This is a genomic window from Pseudomonas sp. NY15437, assembly GCF_048068435.1.
GTDB lineage: Bacteria > Pseudomonadota > Gammaproteobacteria > Pseudomonadales > Pseudomonadaceae > Pseudomonas > Pseudomonas nitroreducens_B.
Genome location: NZ_JBLUQC010000011.1, coordinates 135,303 through 161,163, shown reverse-complemented (window position 1 = coordinate 161,163; position 25,861 = coordinate 135,303). Strand labels below are relative to the sequence as shown.

26 protein-coding genes are annotated in these 25,861 nt (G+C 67.3%); 6 read left to right on the top strand and 20 right to left on the bottom strand.

Features of this window, described 5'->3' with window-relative positions; genetic code table 11:
• Positions 1-199: 199 nt before the first annotated feature.
• From recJ to ACNFIA_RS23070, 3 genes are all read right to left on the bottom strand, one after another.
• Positions 200-1,915 (bottom strand): single-stranded-DNA-specific exonuclease RecJ, encoded by a 1,716-nt coding sequence (recJ, locus tag ACNFIA_RS23080; protein WP_416788996.1) that lies wholly within the window; start codon positions 1,913-1,915, stop codon positions 200-202.
• 157 nt (positions 1,916-2,072) lie between these two features.
• A complete protein-coding gene (locus tag ACNFIA_RS23075) occupies positions 2,073-2,612 on the bottom strand; it encodes a YaeQ family protein (protein WP_259756753.1) in 540 nt (179 codons plus the stop codon).
• A 61-nt stretch (positions 2,613-2,673) separates the two neighbouring features.
• Positions 2,674-3,852, bottom strand: coding sequence for a diguanylate cyclase (locus ACNFIA_RS23070; RefSeq protein WP_416788992.1), 1,179 nt, complete (start codon positions 3,850-3,852; stop codon positions 2,674-2,676).
• 260 nt (positions 3,853-4,112) lie between these two features.
• On the opposite strand from ACNFIA_RS23070, the gene ACNFIA_RS23065 reads away from it, so the two are divergent.
• The gene (locus ACNFIA_RS23065) at positions 4,113-5,312 is read left to right on the top strand and encodes a CaiB/BaiF CoA transferase family protein (protein ID WP_416788990.1); all 1,200 of its coding nucleotides are present in this window, start codon (positions 4,113-4,115) and stop codon (positions 5,310-5,312) included.
• Positions 5,313-5,760: 448 nt separating this feature from the next.
• Here the strand turns inward: ACNFIA_RS23065 and ACNFIA_RS23060 are convergent, their stop codons facing one another.
• Together ACNFIA_RS23060 and ACNFIA_RS23055 are read right to left on the bottom strand one after the other, a co-directional pair.
• Complete coding sequence (locus ACNFIA_RS23060; RefSeq protein WP_416789084.1) at positions 5,761-6,447, bottom strand: GntR family transcriptional regulator; 687 nt, start codon at positions 6,445-6,447, stop codon at positions 5,761-5,763.
• 72 nt (positions 6,448-6,519) lie between these two features.
• Complete coding sequence (locus ACNFIA_RS23055) at positions 6,520-7,254, bottom strand: SDR family NAD(P)-dependent oxidoreductase (protein WP_259756757.1); 735 nt, start codon at positions 7,252-7,254, stop codon at positions 6,520-6,522.
• Between the two features lie 304 nt (positions 7,255-7,558).
• Here ACNFIA_RS23055 and ACNFIA_RS23050 point away from each other — a divergent pair, with 304 nt between their 5' ends.
• The 3 genes from ACNFIA_RS23050 to ACNFIA_RS23040 all read left to right on the top strand — a co-directional run bounded on the left by ACNFIA_RS23050 (position 7,559) and on the right by ACNFIA_RS23040 (position 11,109).
• The gene (locus ACNFIA_RS23050) at positions 7,559-8,587 is read left to right on the top strand and encodes an ABC transporter substrate-binding protein (RefSeq protein ID WP_259756758.1); all 1,029 of its coding nucleotides are present in this window, start codon (positions 7,559-7,561) and stop codon (positions 8,585-8,587) included.
• A 114-nt stretch (positions 8,588-8,701) separates the two neighbouring features.
• Positions 8,702-9,790 (top strand): phosphotransferase, encoded by a 1,089-nt coding sequence (locus ACNFIA_RS23045; RefSeq protein ID WP_259756759.1) that lies wholly within the window; start codon positions 8,702-8,704, stop codon positions 9,788-9,790.
• Positions 9,787-11,109: an aspartate aminotransferase family protein gene (locus ACNFIA_RS23040; RefSeq protein WP_416788987.1), complete on the top strand. Its 1,323-nt coding sequence runs from the start codon at positions 9,787-9,789 to the stop codon at positions 11,107-11,109. Before ACNFIA_RS23045 ends, ACNFIA_RS23040 begins: the two co-directional genes overlap by 4 nt.
• 90 nt (positions 11,110-11,199) lie before the next feature.
• Here ACNFIA_RS23040 and ACNFIA_RS23035 read toward each other — a convergent pair whose 3' ends face one another.
• The 3 genes from ACNFIA_RS23035 to ACNFIA_RS23025 form a co-directional block, all read right to left on the bottom strand.
• Positions 11,200-11,658 (bottom strand): sn-glycerol-3-phosphate transporter, encoded by a 459-nt coding sequence (locus ACNFIA_RS23035; RefSeq protein WP_259756762.1) that lies wholly within the window; start codon positions 11,656-11,658, stop codon positions 11,200-11,202.
• Positions 11,659-11,672: 14 nt separating this feature from the next.
• Positions 11,673-12,137: a glycine zipper 2TM domain-containing protein gene (locus ACNFIA_RS23030; RefSeq protein ID WP_416788985.1), complete on the bottom strand. Its 465-nt coding sequence runs from the start codon at positions 12,135-12,137 to the stop codon at positions 11,673-11,675.
• 115 nt (positions 12,138-12,252) lie between these two features.
• A complete protein-coding gene (locus tag ACNFIA_RS23025; RefSeq protein WP_416788983.1) occupies positions 12,253-13,182 on the bottom strand; it encodes a LysR family transcriptional regulator in 930 nt (309 codons plus the stop codon).
• Between the two features lie 93 nt (positions 13,183-13,275).
• On the opposite strand from ACNFIA_RS23025, the gene ACNFIA_RS23020 reads away from it, so the two are divergent.
• The gene (locus ACNFIA_RS23020; protein ID WP_416788980.1) at positions 13,276-13,875 is read left to right on the top strand and encodes a short chain dehydrogenase; all 600 of its coding nucleotides are present in this window, start codon (positions 13,276-13,278) and stop codon (positions 13,873-13,875) included.
• 188 nt (positions 13,876-14,063) lie between these two features.
• Here ACNFIA_RS23020 and ACNFIA_RS23015 read toward each other — a convergent pair whose 3' ends face one another.
• Positions 14,064-14,462: a DUF488 domain-containing protein gene (locus tag ACNFIA_RS23015; RefSeq protein ID WP_259756766.1), complete on the bottom strand. Its 399-nt coding sequence runs from the start codon at positions 14,460-14,462 to the stop codon at positions 14,064-14,066.
• A 75-nt stretch (positions 14,463-14,537) separates the two neighbouring features.
• Between ACNFIA_RS23015 and ACNFIA_RS23010 the strand changes: the two genes are divergently transcribed.
• The gene (locus tag ACNFIA_RS23010; protein WP_259756767.1) at positions 14,538-15,206 is read left to right on the top strand and encodes a COG3650 family protein; all 669 of its coding nucleotides are present in this window, start codon (positions 14,538-14,540) and stop codon (positions 15,204-15,206) included.
• A gap of 463 nt (positions 15,207-15,669) precedes the next feature.
• Here the strand turns inward: ACNFIA_RS23010 and ACNFIA_RS23005 are convergent, their stop codons facing one another.
• The 11 genes from ACNFIA_RS23005 to ACNFIA_RS22955 all read right to left on the bottom strand — a co-directional run bounded on the left by ACNFIA_RS23005 (position 15,670) and on the right by ACNFIA_RS22955 (position 25,771).
• A complete protein-coding gene (locus ACNFIA_RS23005) occupies positions 15,670-15,921 on the bottom strand; it encodes a hypothetical protein (RefSeq protein ID WP_259756768.1) in 252 nt (83 codons plus the stop codon).
• Complete coding sequence (locus tag ACNFIA_RS23000) at positions 15,918-16,622, bottom strand: aspartate/glutamate racemase family protein (RefSeq protein WP_416789082.1); 705 nt, start codon at positions 16,620-16,622, stop codon at positions 15,918-15,920. Before ACNFIA_RS23000 ends, ACNFIA_RS23005 begins: the two co-directional genes overlap by 4 nt.
• A 17-nt stretch (positions 16,623-16,639) precedes the next feature.
• Positions 16,640-17,740 carry a PLP-dependent cysteine synthase family protein gene (locus ACNFIA_RS22995; protein WP_416788977.1) on the bottom strand — a complete coding sequence of 367 codons (1,101 nt, stop codon included), beginning with the start codon at positions 17,738-17,740 and terminating at the stop codon, positions 16,640-16,642.
• A gap of 38 nt (positions 17,741-17,778) precedes the next feature.
• Positions 17,779-18,684: a DMT family transporter gene (locus ACNFIA_RS22990; protein WP_416788975.1), complete on the bottom strand. Its 906-nt coding sequence runs from the start codon at positions 18,682-18,684 to the stop codon at positions 17,779-17,781.
• Between the two features lie 653 nt (positions 18,685-19,337).
• The gene (locus ACNFIA_RS22985; protein WP_416788972.1) at positions 19,338-19,667 is read right to left on the bottom strand and encodes a Na+/H+ antiporter subunit G; all 330 of its coding nucleotides are present in this window, start codon (positions 19,665-19,667) and stop codon (positions 19,338-19,340) included.
• On the bottom strand, positions 19,664-19,933 hold the full coding sequence (locus ACNFIA_RS22980) for a K+/H+ antiporter subunit F (RefSeq protein WP_259756776.1): 270 nt from the start codon (positions 19,931-19,933) through the stop codon (positions 19,664-19,666). Before ACNFIA_RS22980 ends, ACNFIA_RS22985 begins: the two co-directional genes overlap by 4 nt.
• Positions 19,918-20,418, bottom strand: coding sequence for a Na+/H+ antiporter subunit E (locus ACNFIA_RS22975; protein ID WP_416788970.1), 501 nt, complete (start codon positions 20,416-20,418; stop codon positions 19,918-19,920). The genes ACNFIA_RS22980 and ACNFIA_RS22975 overlap by 16 nt, the downstream gene beginning before the upstream one ends.
• Positions 20,415-21,911: a monovalent cation/H+ antiporter subunit D gene (locus tag ACNFIA_RS22970; protein WP_259756780.1), complete on the bottom strand. Its 1,497-nt coding sequence runs from the start codon at positions 21,909-21,911 to the stop codon at positions 20,415-20,417. The genes ACNFIA_RS22975 and ACNFIA_RS22970 overlap by 4 nt, the downstream gene beginning before the upstream one ends.
• Positions 21,908-22,252 carry a Na+/H+ antiporter subunit C gene (locus ACNFIA_RS22965; protein WP_416788968.1) on the bottom strand — a complete coding sequence of 115 codons (345 nt, stop codon included), beginning with the start codon at positions 22,250-22,252 and terminating at the stop codon, positions 21,908-21,910. Before ACNFIA_RS22965 ends, ACNFIA_RS22970 begins: the two co-directional genes overlap by 4 nt.
• Complete coding sequence (locus ACNFIA_RS22960) at positions 22,252-25,050, bottom strand: monovalent cation/H+ antiporter subunit A (RefSeq protein WP_416788965.1); 2,799 nt, start codon at positions 25,048-25,050, stop codon at positions 22,252-22,254. The genes ACNFIA_RS22965 and ACNFIA_RS22960 overlap by 1 nt, the downstream gene beginning before the upstream one ends.
• A 256-nt stretch (positions 25,051-25,306) precedes the next feature.
• Positions 25,307-25,771 (bottom strand): glycine zipper 2TM domain-containing protein, encoded by a 465-nt coding sequence (locus ACNFIA_RS22955; RefSeq protein WP_416788962.1) that lies wholly within the window; start codon positions 25,769-25,771, stop codon positions 25,307-25,309.
• Between the last annotated feature and the right edge of the window lie 90 nt (positions 25,772-25,861).

Genomic DNA, 25,861 nt, shown 5'->3' with positions numbered 1-25,861 from the left:
CATGGCCCCCTCATGACGCGTATACCGGCGTAGGAGCGGACTCTGTCCGCGATGGTGTCCAGCGCGATGCGGGCTATCACGAACGGAGCCCACTGCCTACGCAGCAGCCCCATGTAGGAGCGAGCTTGCTCGCGAACCCGCCCAGACAATGGAGCAAACCGGCGAGTTCGTTCGCGAGCAAGCTCGCTCCTGCAAAGGCTCAGCGCGGCGCGATATGCGCCACCATCAACTGCACGCTTTCGTTACCGCGGAACTCGTTGACATCCAGCTTGTAGGCCACCTCCGCCCAGCGCACGGTGGGGTTCGGCCAGATGTCGCGGTCGATGTTGAAGGCGATGGCGTCGAGCTGCAGCGAACCGCATTCGGTCTTGAGCACCAGTTTCAGGTGACGCTCGCCGACCACCCGCTGCTGGACGATCTGGAAGATGCCGTGGAACAGCGGCTCGGGGAAATGCTGCCCCCAGGGACCGGCCTGGCGCAGGGCGCGGGCCAGTTCCAGGTGGAATTCCTCGGCGCCCAGCTGGCCGTCGGACAGCAGGCGGCCGGTGAGGTCGTCTTCGTCCAGCTGGCGGCGCACTTCGGCATCGAACGCGGCGGCGAAGGCGCCGAAGTGCTCCTGCGGCAGCGACAGGCCCGCGGCCATCGCGTGGCCGCCGAACTTGCTGATCAACCCCGGGTGGCGCGCGGCCACGGCGTCCAGCGCATCGCGAATATGGAAGCCCGGCACCGAACGCGCCGAGCCCTTGAGGGTACCGTCACCGGCGTCGGCGAAGGCGATGGTCGGGCGGTGGTAACGCTCCTTCAGGCGCGAGGCGAGGATACCGATGACGCCCTGGTGCCATTCCGGGTCGAACAGGCACAGGCCGAAAGGCATCTCTTCCACCGGCAGTTCCTTGAGCTGCGCCAGCGCTTCGCGCTGCATGCCCTGCTCGATGGCCTTGCGGTCCTGGTTGAGCTGGTCGAGCTGCACCGCCATGTCGCGGGCGAGGCTTTCGTCCTCGCAGAGCAGCAGCTCGATCCCCAGGGACATGTCGTCCAACCGCCCGGCGGCGTTCAGGCGCGGGCCGAGGATGAAGCCCAGGTCGGTGGAGGTGATCCGCCGGCAATCGCGCCCGGCCACTTCCAGCAGCGCGCGAAGGCCGGGACGGGCGCGGCCGGCGCGGATGCGCGCAAGGCCCTGGTGCACCAGGATGCGGTTGTTGGCATCCAGCGGCACCACGTCGGCGACGCTGCCCAGGGAGACCAGGTCGAGCAGTTCGGCAAGGTTGGGCTCGGCGATGCCGCGTGCGGCGAACCAGCCGCGTTCCCGCAGGCGGGCGCGCAGGGCGAGCATGACGTAGAAGATCACCCCGACGCCGGCCATGGCCTTGCTGGGGAACTCGCAACCGGGCTGGTTCGGGTTGACGATGGCGTCCGCCGCGGGCAGTTCGGGCCCCGGCAGGTGGTGGTCGGTGACCAGCACGCGCAGGCCGGCGGCCTTGGCGGCAGCGACGCCGTCGATGCTGGAGATGCCGTTGTCCACGGTCACCAACAGTTCCGGGCGCTTCTCCAGCGCCACGGCGACGATTTCCGGGGTCAGGCCGTAGCCGTACTCGAAGCGGTTGGGCACCAGGTAATCGACCCAGGCCGCACCGAGCATGCGCAGCGCCAGCACGCCGACGCTGCTGGCGGTGGCGCCGTCGGCATCGAAGTCGCCGACGTAGAGAATCCGCTGGCCCTTCTCCAGCGCATCGACCAGCAGTTCCACCGCCGCGTCCACACCCTTGAGCTGCTGGTACGGAATCAGCCGCGCCAGGCCCTTGTCCAGCTCGGCGGCGCTCTGCACGCCTCGGGCGGCGTAGAGACGGGTCAGCAGCGGCGGCAGGTCGCCCAGGTCGGGCAGGGTTTGCGGGAGGGGGCGGGATTCGATGCGCATCAGGCTTCCAACTATTCCTTTCTCGACTCTTGTCTCGCGCCTTGCGAGCTAGAGCACGGCAAGGCGGAAGTAGGCACGGGCGGCGGAGTTTACTTTAGTAAATGAGCACGCCCGGGCCTACTTCCAACGCAGCCGGGCCGACGCGCAGCTAGCGCGATTAACGTTCGCCCATCAGCCACTCGACTTGCAGCTCATGCTGGCCGCGCTCGTCGGTGACGAAAATGGTCCCTTCGCTGATCATCACGGTCCAGTTGATCGAGCGCGGCAGGTCGCGGGAGATTTCCTCCAGCGGCTCCTGGGGCAAGGCGACGACGTTGAGATTCTTCAGATGGCGCACGCTGTCGAGCACCTTGGTGGTCCACACGCGCAGGTTGCCGTAGGCGACGAGGGTCAGCTTTTCGCAGCGCCGCGAGCACCAGGTCAGGCGCTCGGCGTCGGGCTGGCCGACTTCGATCCAGTGCAGCACCCGGTCGTCCAGGCTCTTTTCCCAGAGCGAGGGCTCCTCCACGTCCGACAGGCCACGGCCGAAGGCCAGTTGCTCGTTGTACCAGATGACGTAGGCGAGCAGGCGCACCGCCAGGCGTTCCTCGGTTTCCGAAGGATGGCGGGCAACGGTGAAGCGCAGGGTCTCGTAGACCCCGCGGTCGAGGTCGGTCAGGCTGATATCGGCTTTGTAGGGCGTGGCGGACAGGGCCATGGGCATTCCCGGCGAATTTTCGAAGGCGGCAAGTCTACCGCGAAAGCACCTGCGCCGTGGCTCAACTACGTGGACGCCGGTCGGCTCCAGGCTCCGGCGCGGCCAGTTCGATGCGGTTGCGGCCCTTGGCCTTGGCGGCGTAGAGCGCCTGGTCGGCCAGCGACAGCAGGCGCAGCAGGTCATGCCCGGCCTCGCGCGTGGTGGCGATACCAATGCTGACGCTGAGCTGGCCCTCGGCCATGAACGGCAGCTCGGCGAACTCGCGGCGCACCCGTTCGGCCACCTGGCAGGCACCCTCGGTGTCGGCGGCGACCAGCAGGCAGGCGAACTCTTCGCCGCCGATGCGGGCGAACTGGTCGTGCTTGCGCATCCGCGAGGCGATGATGCGGCTGAACTCCACCAGCACGCGGTCGCCGGCGGGATGGCCGAAGGAGTCGTTGAGGCGCTTGAAGTTGTCCAGGTCGCAGAGCAGCAGCGAGGCCTGTTCGCCACGCTCGGCGCATAGGCGCAGCAGGCGCTCGCCGGTTTCCATGAAGGCGCGGCGGTTGCCCACGCCGGTCAGCGGGTCGCTCAGGGCAGCGCTGCGGAACTGCAGCTCGGCGCGCTCCTTGACCATCGCCAGGGTGGCGAAGGCGATACCGATGGCGAAGAGCATCGTCTCGAAGACCAGGAAGGTGAAGAAGGTCGAGCCCTCGCCATTGTTCGCCACGCTGGCGAACGGCATGCCGCGGTCCACCACCAGCCGCACGCCGTAGACCAGCGTGTGGAAGGCCAGCAGTATCAGGGTCGGGCGCAGCTCCACTTCCAGCTGGCGGCGGCTGCGCCAGAGTTCGGAGAGCGACGCCAGGCAATAGAGGATGGTGATCGCGGTGCTGACCAGCACCCGCGCGGCGAGGGACTCGTAGAACGCCGGGACCAGGCAGAGCACCGCCCACAAGGCGGCGCCGGCCGCGATCAGCGGCCAGTTCGCCACGCGGCCGGCGAAGACCCGCATGGAGGTCCAGGTCATCGCCGCACACAGGTGCAGGATGACGTTGCCGACCAGGATGGCCACCCAGTCGACGCCGATGCCGCGCAAGGTTCCCAGGAACGTACCGAGGGCGCCCAGCAGCAGCGCAGCGCTCATGCAGCCCAGGGTCGGTTCGCGTCGGCCGCTGTGCCAGGCAAAGGCCATCAGCACACCGACCAGGGTCAGGACGTAAAGGTCGACGACCACCAGCGTCGGCAGGTTCAACGTCATGCAGCCCCCTCGCCACCCACCTGCGCGCATTCGTCGGGGAATGCCGCCAGGCCTGCGGGCTGTCTGCAAATGGGCGAGCGCATCACGGTGTACCTGTCCGAAAACCGGAGAGCTGGAATAAGAAACGTCCTTGAATGTCGCTACTCTACGCGCGCCAAAGGTCGGCGCAAAGCACCGCTGCCGGACGTCTGCTCGGCGGCCTGTTCGAAGCGGCGCACACGCGTTAGAGTCCGGCGATTACCTTCTGATCGGACAGACCGATGAACAGCACCGCCAAACCCCTCGCCGGCCTCAAGGTCATCGAACTGGGCACCCTCATCGCCGGCCCCTTCGCCTCGCGCCTGTGCGCGGAATTCGGCGCCGAGGTCATCAAGGTCGAATCGCCCGATGGCGGCGACCCGCTGCGCAAGTGGCGCAAGCTCTACGAGGGCACCTCGCTGTGGTGGTTCGTACAGGCGCGCAACAAGCGGTCGCTGACCTTGAACCTCAAGCACGAGTCCGGCCGCGAGGTACTCAAGAAGTTGCTGGCCGAGGCCGACATCCTGATCGAGAACTTCCGCCCCGGCGTGCTGGAGAAGCTCGGCCTGGGCTGGGACGTGATCCACGCGCTGAACCCGAAGCTGGTGATGGTGCGCCTGTCCGGCTTCGGCCAGAGCGGCCCCTACAAGGACCAGCCGGGCTTCGGCGCGGTGGGCGAGTCGATGGGCGGGCTGCGCTACATCACCGGTTTCGAGGACCGCCCGCCGGTGCGCACCGGGATTTCCATCGGCGACTCCATCGCGGCGCTGTGGGGGGTGATCGGCGCGCTGATGGCACTGCGTCACCGCGAGGTGAACGGCGGCGCCGGGCAGGTGGTGGACGTGGCGCTCTACGAAGCGGTGTTCGCCATGATGGAGTCGATGGTGCCGGAGTTCGACGTGTTCGGCTTCATCCGCGAACGCTCCGGCAACATCATGCCCGGCATCACGCCCTCCTCGGTGCACACCACGGCCGACGGCAAGCACGTGCAGATCGCCGCCAATGGCGATGCCATCTTCCGCCGCTTCATGACCGCCATCGGCCGCCTCGACCTTGCCGAAGACCCGACCCTGGCCAGCAACGACGGCCGCGATGCCCGCCGCGACGAGCTGTACGGCATCATCGACCGCTGGGCGCGCTCCGAATCGCTGGACGCCGTGCTGAAGGTGCTCAACGACGCCGAGGTGCCGGCCAGCCGCATCTTCTCCGCCGAGGACATGTTCGCCGACCCGCAATTCCTCGCGCGGGAGATGTTCCTCTCGGCCAAGTTGCCCGACGGCAAGCCGTTCCGCATGCCCGGCATCGTCCCCAAACTCTCCGAGACGCCCGGCAGCGCCGAGTGGATCGGGCCCAAGCTGGGCGAACATACGGACGAGCTGCTGTCCGGGTTGGGGTACGACGCAGCGGCCATCGCGGCGCTGCGCAAGGATGGCGCGGTCTGAGATTTTGCTTTTCGTAGGAGCGAGCTTGCTCGCGAACACTCTCGTCGGCCAACTCGGTACGATGCGGTTCGCGAGCAAGCTCGCTCCTACAGACACCCCTGACTTCGGCGCCGAACCTGTAGGAGCGGGCCATGCCCGCGATCACGGGCATGGCCCGTTCCTGCAGGGAGCAATCAGCGCCCAGGGCGCACAGCGCGCCAATCGTTATCCGCCGCGAGTCCATCAGCGGCGACCCGCTCAGGGGCATCCGCCCTGCGGTGCAGCTCTTCGTAGGAGCGGAGCTTCTCCGCGAAATCCCGGCGCAGCCGGGACAAGAGCCACCAGCCTGACGGCCGGATCGCGGATAAGATCCGCTCCTACAGCCCCCCTGACTTCGGCGCCGACACTGTAGGAGCGGGCCATGCCCGCGATCACGGGCGTGGCCCGTTCCTACAGGGAGCAATCCGCCTCAGCCGGCTTCCTGCGCCGGTACTTCGCTCTGGGCGATGAATTCCAGCATCTTCTCGCTGCCGTCCAGCAGGTCGGCATGGATCGCTTCGCGAGCCGCGGCGCCGTTGCGTTCGCGCAGGGCGTGCAGGACGTCCCAGTGGTGCTCGATGGCCATGCGTTCGTTGAAGTCGGCGTAGGCCTGGGCGATCAGCGGGCCGGTGCGCATCCACAGGCTGTCGAGGAAGGCGCGCAGCAGCGGCATGCCGGCGATGTCGGCCAGGGCGAAGTGGAAGGCCTGGTTGAGCTTGAGCGCCAGCACCAGATCCTGGGCATGAATCGCGGCGAGGTTGTCGCGGATGTTGGCTTCCAGTTCGTCCAGCTGCGCGTCGCTGGCGCGCTCGGCGGCGGTCTGCGCAGCGAGGCCTTCGAGCGCCACGCGGATGCTGCGAATCTCCAGGTACTGCTCGCGGGTGAGCAGCGGCACGCGGATGTCCCGCGGAGTCTTGAGCACCAGCGCCTGTTCCTTGGCCAACTGCAGGATGGCGTCGCGCACGGGGGTGACGCTGGTGCCCAGTTGCTGGGCCAGGTCACGGATGCGCAAACGGTCGTCCGGCTTGAAGCGACCGGTGATCAACGCCTCGCGCAGCAACGCATAGACGCCGCTGCCAAGGTAGGAGTGATTCAGGCCATCGATCGGGTAGTTCATCGCGTTGTCGTCCGGTGCTGCGGCATTGCCGGCGCGCATGATGCGGATTGCGCGCGGGAGATGCCAGCGCGGTCACACATGCTGGCCGCCGTTGACGTGGATTTCCGCACCATTCACGTAGGACGCGCCGCTGGTGCAGAGGAAGTGGATCAGCGAGGCGACCTCCTCCGGCTTGCCCAGGCGGTGCAGGGGAATGTCGCGCTCGACGATCTGCTCGGTGCCCGAGGACAGGATCGCCGTGTCGATCTCCCCCGGCGCGATGGCGTTGACGCGCACACCGTGCGGCCCGAAATCATGGGCCATCTCGCGGGTGAGTGCCGCCAGCGCCGCCTTCGAGCAGGCGTAGGCGGCGCCGGCGAACGGATGCACGCGGGAGCCGGCGATGGAGGTGACGTTGATCACCGAGCCCCGGGCCGCCTTCAGCTCCTCGAACAGTCCGCGCGCCAGCAGCGCGGTGGAGAACAGGTTGACGTTGAACACCTTGAGCCAGGTGGCGTAGTCACTGCTCAGCACCCCCAGCCGCTCGCCCTCCGGGCCCTTGGGCGAGATGCCGGCGTTGTTCACCAGCGCGTGCAGGCTGCCGCCCAGCTTCTCGCGGATCATCGGCAGGCTGGCCTGGACGCTGTCGATGTCTTCCAGGTCCAGGTGGATGTGGTTGATCAGCCCTTCGGCCCAAGGGCATTCGGCGCTCCAGTCCTGGCGCGAGGCGGTGAAGACGCGCCAGCCGGCGGCGTTGAAATGCTTCACCGTGGCGTGGCCGATGCCGCGGCTGGCGCCGGTGAGCAGCAGGGTTCGGGTCTGGTTCATGGGGCATCCCTCTCAAGTCTGAACGCGCGATCGGTGAACATCCGTGAAGCGATGGCGCCCATAAAAACATGATGCATCATATTTTGGAAGGTGCTTTAATCGATCCGCCTGGTCCTGACCGGCTGTCCGAACAACAACAAGAAACGGAGCACCCCTGATGATCGACTTCACCCGTTCCGCCCGTTCCTCTCCCTGATGTCCGAGGGCGTACCCGCCGGTCTGCCAGCTTGGCCCGGCGCAGCGCCCCACTCTTGAAGCTGCCCTCTTATTCATGGGCCGGATTGGCCCGCTCAGGAGTCATCGCATGTTCAAGAAAGCCGTAGCACTGATGATGCTGGCCGGCGGCGCCGCCCAGCTGCATGCCGAAACACTCACCGTGGTGTCCTTCGGTGGAGACAACAAGGTGGCCCAGGAAAAGGCCTTCTACAAACCCTTCGAGCAGCAGGCGAAGGTCACCGTCCAGGGCGCCGAGTACAACGGCGAGATGGCCAAGATCAAGGTCATGGCCGACACCGGCAAGACCAGCTGGGACGTGGTCGAGGTGGAGTCCCCGGAATTGATGCGCGGTTGCAGCGAAGGCCTGTTCGAACAGCTCGACTGGTCGAAGCTGGGCAAGCGCGAGGACTTCCTCGACGCCGCCGTGAGCGATTGCGGCGTGGGCATTTTCATTTGGTCCACGGTGCTGACCTACGACGCCAAGAAGCTCGCCAGCGCGCCCACCGGCTGGGCCGACTTCTGGGACGTGAAGAAGTACCCGGGCAAGCGCGGCCTGCGCCGTGGCGCCAAGTTCACCCTTGAATTCGCCCTGGAAGCCGACGGCGTGAAGCAGGCCGACCTGTACAAGGTGCTGGGCACCAAGGAAGGCGTGGACCGCGCGTTCAAGAAGCTCGACGAGATCAAGCCGTACATCCAGTGGTGGGAAGCCGGCGCGCAACCGCTGCAGTGGCTGGCGGCCGGTGACGTGGTGATGACCAGCGCCTACAACGGCCGCGTCGCCACCGCGCAGAAGGAAGGCCGCGACTTCACCATCCAGTGGAATGGCAGCATCTATGACCTGGACCACTGGGCCATCGTCAAGGGCAGCCCGAAGAAGGACCTCTCCGAGCAGTTCATCGCCCTGGCCAACAAGCCCGAGCACCAGAAGGTCTTCGCCGAGAACATTCCCTATGGCCCGACCAACAGGAACACCATTCCGCTGATCGACCCGGCCATCGCGCCAAAGCTGCCCACCGCGCCGCAGAACCTTGCGAACGCACGCGCCATGGACACCGAGTTCTGGATCGACCACGGCGAGGAACTGGAACAACGCTTCAACGCCTGGGCGAGCAAGTAAGCCCGGCGCTCCTGCCCGGCGCCGCGCCGGGCGGGAGCAACCCTCGCCCGACCACCGCTCTACTGTTGCACCGCTGGAACTGTTGGACCCGCTGAACCCGTTGGAGAAGTACCCGTGCCCCTCAATACCGCTCCCGTCCACGATCACCTGCTGGAAGCGGCCCCCGCCCAGGTGAGCGACGCCCAGGCCGCTGCCATCGCCGAGGAATACTTCGGCCAGCGCGGCACGCTGCACCGCCTGGCCGGTGAACGCGACCTGAACTTCCACATCGCCCACGGCCATGGCGAGGACCGCCTGCTGAAGCTCTCCCACCCGCTGGAAGATCCGCAGGTGGTGGACTTTCAGACCCGCGCTCTGCTGCGCGTCGAAGCCCGGGACCCGACCCTGGCGGTGCAGCGCGTCTACCCTGCGCTGGACGGCGAACACCAGATTCCCCTGGTCGTCGACGGCCAGCCGATGATTGCCCGGCTGTTCTCCTTCGTCGATGGCGTCCCGCTGCACCGCGTGCCGCGACGCAGCCGCGCCCTGCGCGAGCACCTGGGCGACAGCCTGGCTCGCCTCGGCCTGGCCCTCAAAGGCTTCGAGCACCCGGCCACCGCCGGCCACGAATTGCTCTGGGACCTCAAGCACGCCTCGCGGCTGCGCAACCTGCTGCCCTACCTTGAAGATCGCGACCAGCGTGCGCTGGTCGAGCGCTTCCTCGACAACTTCGAGCGCCACGCCCTGCCCCGCCAGGGCTCGCTGCGCGCCCAGGTCATCCACAACGACCTCAACCCGCACAACGTCATCGTCGATGCGCGGCACCCGGACCAGGTGCGCAACATCCTCGACTTCGGCGACATGGTGCATGCCCCGCTGATCAACGACTTGGGAGTCGCCGCCGCCTACCAGGTGGGCGAACGGGACGCGCCACTGGCCACCGCGTGCGAGATGATTGCCGCGTACCACCGGCGCTGCCCCTTGCTGGCCGAGGAACAGGAAATCCTTGCCGACCTGATTGCCACGCGGCTGATCATGACCCTGAGCATCACCGCCTGGCGCGCCAGCCTGCATCCCGAGAACCGCGACTACATCCTGCGCAACACCCGCCACGCCTGGCAGGCCCTGCAAGGCCTGGCCGGCCTTACCCGGGAACAGGCGCAGGAGCAGATCGCCACCGCCTGCGCCCCGCACCCTGCGCATCACCAGGAGCCCCGCCCATGACCATGCCCAATGGCTTCAGCGCCGCCGACGCCGAGCGCCTGAGCGAACAGGAACGCCATCTGATCGAGCGCCGCGCGCGCCTGCTCGGCCCGGCCTACCGGCTGTTCTACGAGCGCCCGCTGCACACCGTGCGCGGCGAAGGCGTATGGCTCTACGACAACCAGGGCAACCGCTACCTGGACGCCTACAACAACGTCGCCTCCATCGGCCACTGCCACCCGCGCGTGGTGCAGGCCATCGCCAGCCAGGCGGCCGTGTTGAACACCCACACGCGTTACTTGCAGGAAGGCATCCTCGACTACGCCGAGGACCTGCTCGGCACCTTCCCCGCCGGCCTGGACCAGGTGATGTTCACCTGCACCGGCAGCGAAGCCAACGACCTCGCCCTGCGCATCGCCCACCAGTACACCGGCGGCACCGGGGTGATCATCACCCGCTTCGCCTACCACGGCGTCACCGGCAGCATTGCCGAGCTGTCGCCGTCCCTCGGCGCGGGCATCACCCTCCCCGCACACGCGCGCACCGTGATTGCGCCAGACGCTTACCGGCTGGGTGCGGAAAACGTCGGCAAGCTGTTCGCCGACGACGTGCGCGCCGCCATCGCCGACCTGCGCGCCCACGGCATCAAGCCCGCCGCCCTGCTGCTCGACGGCATCTTCGCCAGCGACGGCGTGCTGGCCGGCCCCGCCGGCTTCCTCGCCGAAGCGGTGAAGGTCGCCCAGGAGGAAGGCCTGCTCTACATCGCCGACGAAGTGCAAAGCGGCTTCGCCCGCACCGGCGATGCCATGTGGGGCTTCCAGCGCCACGGCGTGCAGCCCGACCTGGTCACCCTGGGCAAGCCCATGGGCAACGGCCAGCCCATCGCCGGCGTGGTGGTACGCCCGCCAATCCTCGAACGCTTCGGCCGCGAGGTGCGCTACTTCAACACCTTCGGCGGCAACCCGGTGTCCTGCGCGGCGGCCCAGGCGGTGCTCGACGTGATCCGCGATGAACAGTTGCAGGAACGCTCCCGGCGCATCGGCGCCTTCCTGGCCGACGGCATCCGCCATCTGGCCGAGCGCCATGAACTGATCGGCGACGTGCGCGGCGCGGGGCTGTTCCTGGGCGTCGAGCTGGTCACCGACCGCGGGGCGAAAACGCCGGCCGCCGAGCAGACGCGCCGGGTGGTCAACGGCATGCGCGAGCGCGGCGTGTTGATCAGCGCGGCGGGGCCGCTGGAGAACATCCTGAAGATTCGCCCGCTGCTGGCCTTCGAACAGGAGCATGCCGAGCTGTTCATCGACTGCCTGGACAAGGCGCTGGCGGACGTCGCGAGCTGAAGCGGAGCACGGCGCAGGATACGCACGGGCGCGGCCCTGGCCCTGCAGTCCGCGCGTATCCTTTTTGCCGTCATGCCGGGGCGCGGCAGGTCAGAAACGCACCCCGACGTTGACCATCGCGGCAGAGGTACCCAGCACCACCAACTCGGTACCCACCGGACCCAGGTGCGCACCGACCGAAGGAATGATCGCCGGCGCCACGCCGTAGCGGTTCAGCGGGATCTTGTCGCGATACTCACCGTGATAGCCCTGCAGCGCGCCGCCGGTGACCTTGGCGTAGAACGGCGTGCCTTCCCAGTCGAAGCGCTTGCCGGCGTAGACATAGTTGGAACGCTGGCTGAAGGAGTTCCTGAAGGTCGCACCACCGAACACGATGCCATCGGCGCGGTTGCGCTCCAGGCCGATCAGGTTCTGGTGGTTGTTGTGATCCGGGTCGTTGCTCCAGTGGGTGGTGTACACGCTGGTCTGCAGGTACCAGAAGCCCCCCTCCTCGGCCATGGCGGTGCCACAGCCGAGCAGGGCCAGTGCAGCGATCAGCAGGCGGCGCATCCTGTGTGCCCCCTTCATATCGTCACGCGGCTGTTGCCGTTGACGGACATGATGCGAACGCGATCACCCACGCGGAACTGCTGGTTCGCGTCCACCGCCTGGACGTAGGCCCGGGTGCTGCCGTCGTCCTCGCGGACGACGATCTCGACGCCCTGGGTACGGGTCACGCCTTCTTCCACCGCCGAACCGGCCATGCCGCCGGCGACACCGCCGAGAATCGTGGTGATGGCCTGGCCACGGCCGCCGCCGATGGAGCTGCCGGCGATGCCGCCGACCGCCGCCCCGGCCAGGGTGCCGATGGGCGTCTTGGTGCCCTCGATCTGCACCGGGCGCAGGGATTCGATGGTGCCCATGCGGACATTCTGCACGGCGCGGGCATCGGCACGGGAGTAGGACGAGCCCGACAGGTCGGAGGCGCAGCCGCTCAGCAGAGCGGCACTGGTGAACAAAGCAGTCAGCAGCAGCGTGGAACGGTTCATGGTGATTACCTCGAGAGGCTTTCAGAAAAGGATGGCGAAAGTCTACAGAGGCCCCCCTGAACTCCCACTGAACTCTCCCTGAACCAACGCTGAATGAAGCTGAACGAGACCCTCGTCAACTTTCCAGGGCGACCAACTGCATCCGGCTCCGCTCGAACCAGCGCAGCAGGTAGTCCGCCAGCAGTTGCGTGCGACGTGGCAAGCGGCTCTGGTACGGGTGGATGAGAAACACCGGCTGGGTCCGGGTCTGGTAGTCGCGCAGCAGCCAGACCAGACTGCCTTCAGCCAATTCCTGCTGAATCATGTAGGACGGCAGTCGGCTGATTCCTGCACCTGCCAGTGCCGCTTTCTTCAGCAAGGTGTAGTGGTTGCTCGCCAGCAGCCCGTTCACCGTCACCCGGAACAGCTCGTGGTGGCGCTGGTACAGCCAGACATCGCTGTCCTGGTAGTGCGTGTTCTGCAGGCAGGAATGCCCGGCCAGGTCCGCCGGCGCCTCCGGCACGCCGTGCTCGGCAAGGTAATCGGGCGTCGCGCAGGTCAGCTCCTGCAGGGCAAAGAGCGGTCGTGCCACCAGGCGCTCGTCCACCGCCAGGTTGCCGGAGCGGATCGCCAGGTCGAAACCGTCGGCCACCAGGTCGCGGCGCTCGTTGGACAGGTCCAGTTCCAGGCGAATCTCCGGGTACCGGCGGGAAAACTCCATCAGCCAGGCGTCGAAAAAAGTCTCGCCCAGGGACACCGGCATGCTCAGCCGCACCTTGCCCTGCGCCTCCTCCTGCAACGCCAGCACCGCCCGCCGCGCCCGCGCGGCCTGGGCATTGAGCGCCTGGGCCTCGGGCAGCAGCGCGGCGCCCGCGGCCGTCAGCGACAGGCGCCGCGTGGTGCGGTGCACCAGCGTCGTGCCCAGCGCCTGTTCAAGCGCGGAGATCCGCTTGGACAGCTGGCCCTTGCTGCACCCGAGCTTCTCCGCCGCGCGGGTGAAGCTGCCACACTCCAGCAGGACGGCGAAGGCGGAGAGGTCTTGCAGATCGCTGGCGATTGTTTCCATATGAAAACCAAAGGTTATCGATTGGCAGGATTATCTGAACAGGAGACCACTCTACTCTGAAGCCGTCTTCAGCCACATCCCTTCGGAGCCTTCATGAAAATCATCCTGATCGGTGCCAGCGGCACCCTCGGCCAGGCCGTCGCCAACGAACTGGGCCCGCGCCACGAGATCCTGCGCGTCGGCCGCAGCAGCGGCGACTATCGCGTGGACATCACCGACAGCGCCTCGATCCGCGCGCTGTTCGAGCAGGTCGGCGGTTTCGATGCGCTGATCAGCGCGGCCGGCAAGGTGCACTTCGGCGCACTGGCGGAAATGGGCGAGACGGAAATGGCCGTTGGTCTCAAGGACAAGCTGATGGGCCAGGTGAACCTGGTGCTGATCGGCAGCCAATACGCCAACGATGGTGCGTCCTTCACCCTCACCAGCGGCATCCTCAGCGAGCAGCCCATAGTGCTGGGCAGCTCGGCCAGCCTGGTCAACGGCGCGCTGGAAGGCTTCGTGCGCAGCGCCGCCCTGGAACTGCCGCGCGGCCAGCGGATCAACGCGGTCAGCCCGAACGTGCTGGTGGAGTCGATGGAGGGCTATGCGCCGTTCTTCCGCGGCTTCAAGCCGGTGCCGGCCGCCGACGCCGCCCTGGGCTTCGCCCGTAGCGTGGAAGGCAAGCAGAGCGGGCAGGTGTACAAGATCTGGTGAGGGCCGCTCCAGGGAAACCCCGACGCTCGGACTCCCTCTCCCTAACCCTCTCCCTGAAGGGAGAGGGGTCTGTTCAGCTTCAAGCGAAACACCGTGCTGAACAGTGCCGATCGGCTCCCTCTCCCTTCAGGGCGGGGGCGAGGGAGGAGCCTGGGCACGGCGCTAAGGGAGAGGGCACAGCGAGTCAGCTATTCGCTCTTGCCAGCATAGCACACCGGCGAACTCCCCTCGCCCTGCTTCTCCAGCTCGTCTTCCAGAAACTCGGCCAGCACCCGGGCGTTGTTGTGCTCCTCATCCTTGGCCGCATACAGCAGCGTCAGCGTGCCCTGCCGCGCGAGGTCGAGCAGGCCCATCCAGTGCTCCGGGTGGGCGTTCAGTTCGCCGTGGTACGCCTGGCGGAAGTCCTCGAACAGACTCGGGTCATGGTGGAAGCGCTGGCGCAGTTCGCTGGACGGCGATGCCTCCTTGGCCCACCGCGCCAGGTGCAGGTTTTCCTTGCGGATGCCGCGCGGCCACAGGCGATCCACCAGCACCCGCTGGCCGTCTTCCTGCGCCGGCGGCTCGTAGGCGCGCTTGCAACGAATCATCCGAAATCCTCCTCCTCGGCTTGAGGTGGCCGGCTTCGCTGGGTAACGTGGGCGCACTTTCGAGGAGCCCGTTCCATGCGATCCAGCCGTTTCATTCTGTTCAGCCTGCTGCCCCTGTTCGCCGCCTGCCAGGTGTGGACGCCGAACAAGACCGATCTTAACGCCTCCACCCGCCTGCAGGGCGAGCTGAGCCGCCAGGACGGCAAGCTGGTGTTCCGCAGCTGCACCGAGCAGCGCCGCTTCAGCATCGAGGATACCGGCAACACCGGCCTGCCCCGCGATGCGCTGGAGATGTTCAACGACGGCGCCACGTCGCTGTACGCCGACCTGCGCGGCAGCTTCAGCGGCAGCAGCGCCCAGGGCACCGACGGCAAGCTGGAGGTGGCCAAGGTCTATCGCCTGCAGAACGAAGGCGCCGGCTGCGACGACCCGAACTTCAAGCGCGCGGTGGTCCGCGCCCACGGCAACGAGCCGGGTTGGAGCGTGCTGGTCAACGGCCAGGGCATGCTGATCGAACAGCCGGGCAAGCAACCGCTGGTGCTGCCCTACATCGCCGAAGGCGTGCCCGACGGCAGCACCAGCTATTCCAGCGAAGCCAACGGCGAGAAGGTCGAGCTGTGGGTCGCCCCGGCACGCTGCCAGGACGGCATGAGCGGCGCGCTGAGCAACCTCTCCGCCGAGCTGCGCCTGGACGACAAGGTGATGCGCGGCTGCGCCTATCCGGGCGGCTCCAGCGGCGACTGATCGACACCGCACAGGTCCCGCTGACAACGCAGGAGCGGACTCCGTCCGCGATAGGCCCGCGTCGCGCCGGGGCCTGCCCTCTCACCTGCCCTGGCTGCGCGCCCCGCTCCGAAGGGAGAGGGCGCCATCCGAACCGGCTGACACTTCGGCCCCAAACCACACCGGACGGTCCCCTCTCCCTTCTGGGAGAGGGTTAGGGTGAGGGCGGGATTAGCCGGTACGGGCTTCAGAGAAAGACAGTTGTTCCTACCTGGATAGCCCTGCGCGGGCTTCGGCCCTTTCCCCCCGCCCTGGCTGCGCGCCCCGCTCCGAAGGGAGAGGGAGCCATCCAGGCCGGCTGACACTTCGGCCCCACACCACACCGGACGGTCCCCTCTCCCTTCAGGGAGAGGGTTAGGGAGAGGGAAGAACCCAGCCACGAACTTTCGAGAGAAAAACAGTTGCCCCTACGCGGCGGGAAGACTCAGACCAGCAGCCCCGCCGCCATCAGGCGCGCCTTGAGCACGGCAAATTCCCCGTCATATTCCCAGTAGGCCAGCCGACCGTCGCTGGCGGTCACCAGCACGTACTTTTCGCTGATCGACTGGATGCGCTCGATGCGCACCAGCTTCTCGACGAAGTCCGGGTCCGACACCTGCTCGATGACCTCGCGGTTCTGCTCGTCGTAGCCGTGCATGATGAACGCGGCGCGTACCTTCAGGCTGATGAAGCTCATGCGGGTTCTCCGTGAATGGCAGCGTCGGCCGCCTGCAGGGCATGGAGCGCCGTGGTGTCGAACAGCGGCACCGAGGCGTCCTGCGGGCCAACCAGCAGGGAAATCTCCGTGCAGCCCAGAATCACCGCCTCGGCGCCCTGCTCCACCAGCGCGCCGATGATGCGCCGGTACTCGTCCCGCGATTCATCGCGGATCCGCCCCAGGCACAGCTCCTCGTAGATGATCCGGTGCACGACCCCGCGGTCGGCCTCGCTGGGCGTCAGCACCTTGAGCCCGAAACGGTCCGCCAGGCGGTCCTTGTAGAATGCCTGCTCCATGGTGAAGCGCGTGCCCAGCAGACCGACCGTGGAGACGCCCGCCGCGCGGATCGCCTCGGCGGTGGGGTCGGCGATGTGCAGCAGCGGGATATCCACCGCCGCCTCGATGGCCGGCGCCACCTTGTGCATGGTGTTGGTACAGAGCACGAGGAAATCCGCCCCGGCCGCCTTCAGCGAACGCGCCGCGTCCGCCAGCACGCGGCCGGCAGCGTCCCAGTCGCCGGCGTGCTGCAGGCGCTCGATCTCGTGGAAGTCCACGCTGTACAGCGCGACCTTCGCCGAATGCAGGCCGCCCAGGCGTTCCTTGATGCGTTCGTTGATCTGCCGGTAGTAGGGAATGGTCGATTCCCAGCTCATGCCGCCGATCAGGCCGATGGTTTTCAGGGTTACCGCCACAGGCTTCACTCCAGTCCGATGCAGGGCAGATCGCCGGGCAGCGCCACGCCGTGCTCGGCGCACTGGCGCACGGCCTCGATCAGCGGATCGAGGTCGAAGCCCTGGGATATCAGCCACAGCGGGTTGTAGTAGGTGGTTTCGTAGCGCTCGCCGCTGTCGCAGAGAATCGCCACCACCGAGCCGCTTTCGCGCCGCGCGGCCATCCGCTGCGCCACCAGCAGCGCGCCGATCAGGTTGGTGCCGCTGGAGCCGCCGACCCGCCGACCCAGGCGCTGGGCCAGGTAGTGCATGGCGGCGAGCGACAGGTCGTCCGGCACCTTGCAGCAGGCATCGAGCACGCTGGGCAGGAAGGACGCCTCCACCCGCGGCCGGCCGATGCCCTCGATGCGCGAGCCGTAGCTCAGGGTCAGATCGCGATCGCCGGTCTTGTAGGACTCGAAGAACACCGAGCGCTCGGCATCGGCGCAGAGCACGTGGGTGTCATGCCGACGGTAGCGGGCGAAGCGCCCCAGGGTCGCCAGGGTGCCGCCGGTGCCGGGGCTTGAGACCAGCCAGGCCGGCTCGGGGAAGCGCTCGTGGCGCATCTGCTGGAAGATCGACTCGGCGATGTTGTTGTTCGCCCGCCAGTCGGTGGCGCGCTCGGCGTAGGTGAACTGATCCATGAAGTGGCCGCCGGTTTCCTTCGCCAGCCGCTCGGACTCGGCGTAGATCTGCGTCGGGTCTTCCACCAGGTGCGCCTGGCCACCGTAGAAGGCGATCTGCGCGATCTTCTCCTTCGAGGTGCTGGCAGGCACCACGGCAATGAACGGCAGGCCGACCAGGCGGGCGAAGTACGCCTCGGAGATCGCCGTCGACCCGCTGGACGCCTCGATCACCGGCGCCCCCGGCTTCAGCCAGCCGTTGCACAGCGCATAGAGGAACAGCGAGCGCGCCAGCCGGTGCTTGAGGCTGCCGGTGGGGTGGCTCGACTCGTCCTTGAAGTACAGGTCCACGCCCGGCAGGCCGGGCATGTCCAGGGGGATCAGGTGGGTATCGGCGCTGCGCTGGAAATCCGCTTCGATGATGCGGATCGCCTCGCGGGTCCAGTTGCGTTCCTGGGCAGCCATCGTGTCGTTCTCCTGGCAGGGCATGCGGTTCAATGGGTTCAGTCCAGCACACCGGCGGGCGATGTGGGCGGCGCGCTGCGCCACTGGCTCAAGGCGACACCGGCGAACACCAGGCCCGCAGCCAGCGCCTGCTGGCCGCTGAGCACCTCGCCCAGCAGCAGCGCGGCGAAGATGAGGGTGAACACCGGGATCAGGTTGATGAAGCCGGTCGCCTGGCTCGCCGGCAGGCGGCTGACGCCGAAGTTGTACAGACCGTAGGCGCCGACCGTCACCACGCTGCCCAGGTAGGCCAGGGCGAACCAACCGGTCGGGCCGGGCGCCGCCGGCACGCCGGAGGTGGCCAACGCCAGCGGCAGGAAGAACACCGAGCCGATGAACGCCTGCATGGCCGTGAGCATGAAGGGCGAATAGCGCGCCGACAGGTGCTTGAGCAACAGGGTGTAGCCGGTGGCGCAGAGCATTGCCAGCAGCTCGTAGAAATTGCCCAGTAGTGGGTTGGGCGCGTGGCGGTCCGGCTCGCTGCCCAGGGTCAGCCAGAGCGAGCCGAGCACCGCCAGGGCAAAGCCCAGCCAGGTGTTGCGGGCGATCGTCTCCTGCAGCAGGAAGAAGGCGCCAACCGCCACCAGCAGAGGCAGCAACGCGGTGATCATCCCCGCCTGGGCGGCGCTGGTGTGCTGCAGCGCGAGGGACTCGAAGATGAAATACAGGCACGGCTCGCAGGCGGCCAGCGCCAGCAGCCACCGCCAGTCGCCCGGACGGTAGTCGATGCGCCCGCGCCAGCGCCAGGCGGCGAGGAAGATCAGGCTGCCCAGCGCCATGCGGGCGAAGATCACCCACATGGCCGGCAGTTCCTGGAAGGCGAACTTCAGCGCGATGAACGAACTGCCCCACAGCGCCATGGCCAGCACCAGGCACGCGAGGGCGAACGGCCGGGATTGCTGCACGGGACGCTCCAGTGAAAAGGTCCCCGGAGTATAGGAGGCGCGCCCTGGCGGCCGACAGGTACAGAATCACAGGGAAACTGTATGGGCTTGTGGCTTTTGTGTAGGAGCGAGCTTGCTCGCGAACAAACCCACCGGCGGCTCCTGCGCTGGGGCGATTCGCGAGCAAGCTCGCTCCTAAGAAGAGCCAATGCCTCGCCCTCCCCTGGCTTTTAAACACTTCCAGGGAAATATCCGCGCACGCCGAACGCCCCGTTCAGGAGACCGAGTGGAATTGGAGTTTTAGGGGTTGAGCGACATGGATGTCGCGAGAGCCACGATGGGCCAGGGACGGCCCGTCGTGGCGTGCCCCGGAAACTTCGATTCAACGAGGGAATTTTTCGCCTAAGCGAAAAACCGGATGTCCGGGGCAAGACCTTTGCCTTCTTTGGGTCATTTGCCAAAGAAGGTCGCCCGAGGGGGCGAAACAAGAAGGCGGGGCGTACGCCGAAGCGGCGCGGGAACACCCAAGTCAGAGCAGTCAAACAGGATAAACACTCGAGCACGAACAGGGCGCCGATCCTGCCGGCAGATCGCGGGCATGGCCCGCTCCTACAATGGCGTGCAGCCTGGTATTCCCTGGTGGGACCAGATCCGCCCGCGGACAAGGTCCAAAATCATTCCCAAGGCTTACCCTTGGTCCCCCGCTCCACCGGCACCCGCTGCTGCATCGCCGCCTTCGCCAGCAGGTGCGCGCTCACCGGCGCGGTGATGAAGAGGAACACGGTGATCAGCACCTCATGCAGGCTGACGCCCTCGCCGCGCGTACTGAAGTACAGCAGCGACGCCAGCACCACCCCACCCACGCCCAGGGTGGAGGCCTTGGTCGGGGCATGCAGGCGCGTGTAGAAGTCCGGCAGGCGGTACAGGCCGATGGCGCCGAGCAGCGCGAACAGGCTGCCGGCCAGCAACAGCAGGCAGACCAGCGCTTCGATCAGAACAGTCATTCGATGATGTCTCCGCGCAGGAGGAACTTGCACAGGGCCACGGTGCTGACGAAGCCCATCACCGCGATCAGCAGCGCCGCCTCGAAGTACAGGCCGCTGCCCTTCCAGATGCCGAACAGCACGATCAGCGCGATGGCCTCCACCGACAGGGTGTCCAGCGCGAGGATGCGGTCCGCCACCGACGGCCCGCGAATCAGCCGCGCTACGGTAAGCAGCACGGCGATGCCCAGCAGTGCCAGGCAGATCGGGATCACGAGGCCGAGCACGGGAACACCTCCTTGAGCGGCGCCTCGTAGCGCGCCTTGATGTCCGCCACCAGCGCCTGCGGGTCCGGCACGTCGATGCCATGGACCAGCAGCGTGCGGCGGTCGGCGGAGAGGTCGGCGGAACAGGTGCCCGGGGTCAGGGTAATGACGCTGGCGAGGATGCTGATGGCAAGGTCGTCGGTCAGATCCAGGGGAATCTCGACGAACCCCGGCTGCAGGTTCGCCTTCGGCCCCAGCACCAGCTTGGCCACCTGCAGGTTGGCCACCACGATGTCGTAGAGCACCAGGCCGATGAAGCGCAGCAGCAGCCCAGGCCGCTGGATACGCGGCGCGGCCAGCAGCAGGTTGCGGCACAGCAGCGGAATCGCCAGGCCGAGGAAGGCGCCGAGCAGCCAGTGGCCGAGGGAGAAATCGTTGACCAGCAGCAGCCAGCTCACCAGCAGCACGCCGCTGAGCAACGGATGTGGAAGGATGCGCCGGATCATGCGCCACCTCCCAGCAGGATCGCCTGGCGATACAGCCCGGCGTCCAGCAATTGCGCCGCCGTGGCCTGTGCATAGGTGAGCAGCGGTCGCGCGGCGACCACCATCAGCGGCGCGCTGGCCAGCAGGCCGACCGTCGCCAGCAGCTTCACCGGCTCGCGCTCGGCGCTGCCCAGTACGGTATTGCCGGTGCGCCAGAACAGCGTGCTGCCGGCGCGGCTCAGGGCGACGATGGTCACCAGCCCGCTGATCAGCACCACGCTCCACAGCGCGATGGCTTCGCTGCCGCCACTCACCGAACGCAGCAGCATCAGCTTGCCGAGGAAGCCCGACAACGGTGGCAACCCGGCAACCGCGATGGCGCCGAAGAAGAACGCGCCGCCCAGCAGATGCGGTTGCAGCAACGCCGGCCCCTGTACCAGTCGGCCGCCCTTGTCGCCGCGCTGGCGGGCGATCAGGTCGGCCAGCAGGAACAGGCCGCCGGCCACCCAGATGCTGTGCAAAAGGTAGTAGAGCGCAGCGGCCAGCGCCTCCGGCGTGCCCAGGGCAACGGCCGCCAGCAGCGTACCGGCGGACACGACGACCAGGTAGGACAACAGCCCTTGCAGCGTGGTCGCGGCCAGGGCGCCCAGCGCACCGGCGACGATCCCGGCCAGCGCCAGCGGCCACAGCCAGGCTTGCGCGAGGTTCGCCAGCTCGCCGGCCTGCTCGCCGAAGATCAGCGTGTAGACGCGCAGGATCGAATAGATGCCGACCTTTGTCATGATCGAGAACAGCGCCGCCACCGGCGCACTGGCCTCGGCGTAGGCCTTGGGCAGCCAGAAATACAGCGGCAGCAGCGCCGCCTTCAGGCCGAACACCACCAGCAGCAACAGCGCCGCGGCGCGCACCAGCGGCGCCTGTTCGGCGCTCAGTTGCGCGACGCGCTCGGCCATGTGCGCCATGTTCAGGGTGCCGGTGATGCCGTAGAGCGTGCCCACCGCGATGAGGAAGAACGCCGACCCGACCAGGTTGAGCACCACGTAGTGCACGCCCGCGCGCACCCGCCCTGCCCCGCCGCCATGCAGCAGCAGCGCGTAGGAGGCGATCAGCAGGATTTCGAAGAACACGAACAGGTTGAACAGGTCGCCGGTGAGGAACGCCCCGTTCAGGCCCAGCAGCTGGAACTGGAACAACGCGTGGAAGCGCTTGCCGCGCCGGTCGTCGCCGCGCACGGCGTAGATCAGCGACAGGCTGGCGAGCAACGCGGTCGCCGCGATCAGCAAGGCGCTGAGACGGTCCAGCACCAGGATGATGCCGAACGGCGGCTGCCAGTTGCCCAGCGCGTAGAACTGCACCACGCCGCTGTCGGCCTGTTGCAGGAGCACGGCCGAGAGCGGCAGCAGCGCCAGGGTCGCGAGCAGCGACAGGCCACGCTGCAGGCGCTCGCCCACGAGCAGCAATGCGCAGCCGGCGAACAGCGGCAGCAGGACGGGCAGGATCAGCCAATGGTTCATCGGCCCTCCTCCCCATTCTTGTCATCGAGAGTGCCATCGACATGGTCACCGCCGGTTTCCGCCAGCCCGCGCAGCGCCAGCACGATGACGAAGGCGGTCATGGCGAAGCCGATGACGATGGCGGTCAGCACCAGCGCCTGGGGAATCGGGTCGCCGGCATTGGCGACCTGGCCGATCACCGCCGGGTCGCCGGCCAGCCGGCCCATAGCGAAGAGGAACAGATTGACCGCGTAGGACAGCAGGGTCAGCCCCAGCACCACCGGGAAGGTGCGCGCCCGCAGCAGCATGTAGACGCCGCTGGCGGTCAGCAGGCCGAGGGCGATGGCGAACAGCGCTTCCATCAATGCGCCTCCTTGGACAACAGCGGCTCCGGCGGCGCCGTGAGCGAACCGAGACCGGACAGAATCAGCAGCGTCGCGCCGACCACGGTGAAGTACACGCCCAGGTCGAAGAGCATCGCCGTGGCCAGCTCGATGTCGCCCACCAGCGGGATATGGAAGTGACCGAACGCCGAGGTGAGGAACGGGAAGCCGAAGCACCAGGCGCCCAGGCCGGTCAGCCCGGCGATCAGCACGCCGAGGCCGGCGAGGCGGCTGTAGTCCAGCGGCAGGCGCGTGCTCACCCAGCGGCTGCCGCAGGCGATGTACTGGAGGATCAGCGCCACCGAGGTGATCAGCCCTGCGATGAAGCCGCCGCCCGGCAGGTTGTGCCCGCGCAGGAAGATGAACACCGACACCAGCAGCGCCAGCGGGAGCAACAGGCGCGACAACGTGGCGAGAATCGGCGGGAAGCGGTCGGTCGCCCAGGCGCGGCCTTCGTCGTCACGATCGCGGCGCAACAGGCGCAGGCCGTCGAGCAGCGCGAAGATGCCCACCGCGGCAATCGCCAGCACGGTGATCTCGCCGAGGGTATCGAAGCCCCGGAAGTCCACCAGGATCACGTTCACCACGTTGTGCCCGCCACCACCGGCGACGCTGTTCTCCAGGTAATAGCCGGCAATGCTGTCATACGGGCGCGTGAGCACGGCGTAGGTCAGCAGCGTGACCATCACCCCGGCGCCGATGGCGACCGCGAAATCGCGCAGGCGGCGCAGGCTGCTGGAGGTCTTCGGCGTGCGCGCCGGCAGGTAGTACAGCGCCAGCATCAGCAGGACCATGGTCACCACTTCCACCGACAGCTGCGTCAGCGCCAGGTCCGGCGCGGCGAAGCGGGCGAAGGCCAGCGCCACCAGCAAGCCGGCGATGCTCAGGATCACCAGCGCGGTCAGGCGCTGGCGATGGAACCAGACGGTGAGCGGCCCGGCGATGGCCAGCAGCACCAGGCCCAGGGCCGTAATGCCGTCCAGCGGCGTCTGCGCCCGGTCACCTTCGACCGTGGGCAGCGACGCCAGACCGGCAAACACCACCACCACGGCAGCCAGCACCAGCAGCATGGCGTAGCGCTGCAGCGAGCCGTTCTCCAGGTAGCCGGTCACCTGCGCGGCGCAGCGCACCACGCGCTGTACCTGCTGTTCGAACACCTGCTTGGCGTCCATCGCCGGCAGCCCGGCGTACCAGTCGAACAGCGGCTTGCGCAGTACATACAGCAGCACGCCGCCGGCGGTGGCGACGAAGCTCATGATCAGCGGCGCATTGACGCCGTGCCAGATCGCCAGGCTGTACTCGGGCAACGCGCCATTCAGGCTCGATGCGGCGGCCCCGGCCAACAGCGGGCCGACCGTGAGCGACGGCAGCACGCCCACCAGCAGGCAGATCAGCACAAGGATTTCCACCGGCACTTTCATGTAGCGCGGCGGCTCGTGCGGATGCGGGTTCGGCAGGTTGATCGGTTCGCCGTTGAAGAACACGTCGTGGATGAAGCGCACCGAGTAGCTCACCGAGAACAGCGCGCCGACGGTGGCCAGCGCCGGGATCACCCAGTTGAAGCTGCCCATCATGTTCTGCGCCAGGGTCTCGCCGAAGAACATCTCCTTGCTGAGGAAGCCATTGAGCAGCGGCACGCCGGCCATGGACGCCGACGCGACCATCGCCAGCACGGCGGTGTGCGGCATGTACTTCCACATGCCGTTGATGCGCCGCATGTCGCGACTGCCGGTCTCGTGGTCGATGATCCCGGCGGCCATGAACAGCGAGGCCTTGAAGGTCGCGTGGTTGATGATGTGGAAGATCGCCGCGACGTTGGCCATGGGCGAATCCAGGCCGAACAGCAGGGTGATCAGCCCCAGGTGGCTGATGGTCGAGTAGGCCAGCAGGCCCTTGAGGTCGTTCTGGAACAGCGCCATGAAGGCGCCCATCAGCAGGGTCGCCAGGCCGGTGAGGCTGACCAGGTAGAACCACAGGTCATTGCCCGAGAGCAGCGGGTAGAGCCGCGCCAGCAGGAACACGCCGGCCTTCACCATGGTCGCCGAGTGCAGGTAGGCCGACACCGGCGTCGGCGCCGCCATCGCATGGGGCAGCCAGAAGTGGAACGGAAACTGTGCCGACTTGGTGAACACGCCCAGCAGCACCAGGCACAGCGCCAGCGGGAACAGCGGGCTGGCCTGCAGCACCTCGCGGGCGCCGAGCACCGTGGAAAGCTCGAAGCTGCCGACCACGTGGCCGATCAGCAGGATGCCGGCCAGCAGCGCCAGGCCGCCGCCACCGGTGACCGCCAGGGACATGCGCGCCCCCTTGCGGGCATCCGAGCGATGGCCCCAGAAGCCGATCAGCAGGAACGACGACAGGCTGGTCAGCTCCCAGAACACCAGCATCAGCAGCAGGTTTTCGCTGAGCACCACGCCGAGCATGGCGCCCATGAACAGCAGCAGGAAGGCGAAGAAGCGCCCCGCGGGCTCCTTCTCCGACAGGTAATAGCGGGCGTAGAGGATGACCAGCAAGCCGATGCCGAGGATCAGCAGGGCGAACAGAAAGCCCAGGCCGTCCAGGCGCAGGCTGAGATTCAGGCCCAGCTCCGGCAGCCACTCCAGGCGCTGTACCTGGGGCGCGGCGCCCAACACCGAGCGCTGGCCCAGCAGCAGGATCAACCCGGCGAGCGGCACCAGGCCCGTAGCGGCGGCGCAGGCGGTGCGCCCGAAACGCTCGGCCAGCAGCGGCAGCAATACCCCGAAGAAAGGCAGCGCGATGATCAGCGCCAACGTCATGACCCACTCCTTTTCACCGCCGAACGGCAAGCCAGCACACCACCCCGCGCCCGAGCGGCCGGTGTAGGAAAACGACGATTATCCATATCTATCGATTTCACGTCATGGATTGAATTATTACGAAAATGAACGTTTGGGCCGCGCCGGCCGTGCGCTGCGGCGAAATTTACGATCCCCCAAACGATAGCGCGCGACAGTCGATGTGACTGTCGCGCGCTGGGTTTCGCTGGCTGCCGCGAACGGCAGCCGGTACCGGTCAGTGGCTGACGCGGCTGGTGCCGTTGACGGTCAGGATGCGCACGCGCTCGCCGACACGGAACACGGCGCCTTCGTCGACCTGCTGAACGTAGGCGCGGGTGCTGCCGTCGTCTTCGCGAACGGTGATTTCCACGCCCTGGGTACGGGTCAGGCCTTCTTCGGTGGCCGCACCGAGCAGGCCGCCGGCCACGGCGCCGATGATCGCAGTGACATAGCTGCCCTTGCCGCCACCGATGGCGCTGCCGCCGATACCGCCGACCGCGGCGCCGGCCACCGAGCCGATGGGAGTCTTGGTGCCTTCGATTTTCACCGGGCGCAGGGCCTGGATGGTGCCCATGCGAACGTTCTGCACGGTGCGTGCTTCTTCACGGGTGTAGGTGTCACCGGTCAGGCTGGACTGGCAACCGCCGAGGGCCATGGCCAGGGCGGCGAAAGTCACGGCGATGAGGGCAGTTTTACGCATTAGGGAACCTCCAAGTAGGGCTACGACTATTAGACTCCGACGGCAACCCACCTGTCACGCCAGGTCTTGAAACAGCTGATCTCGATTCAG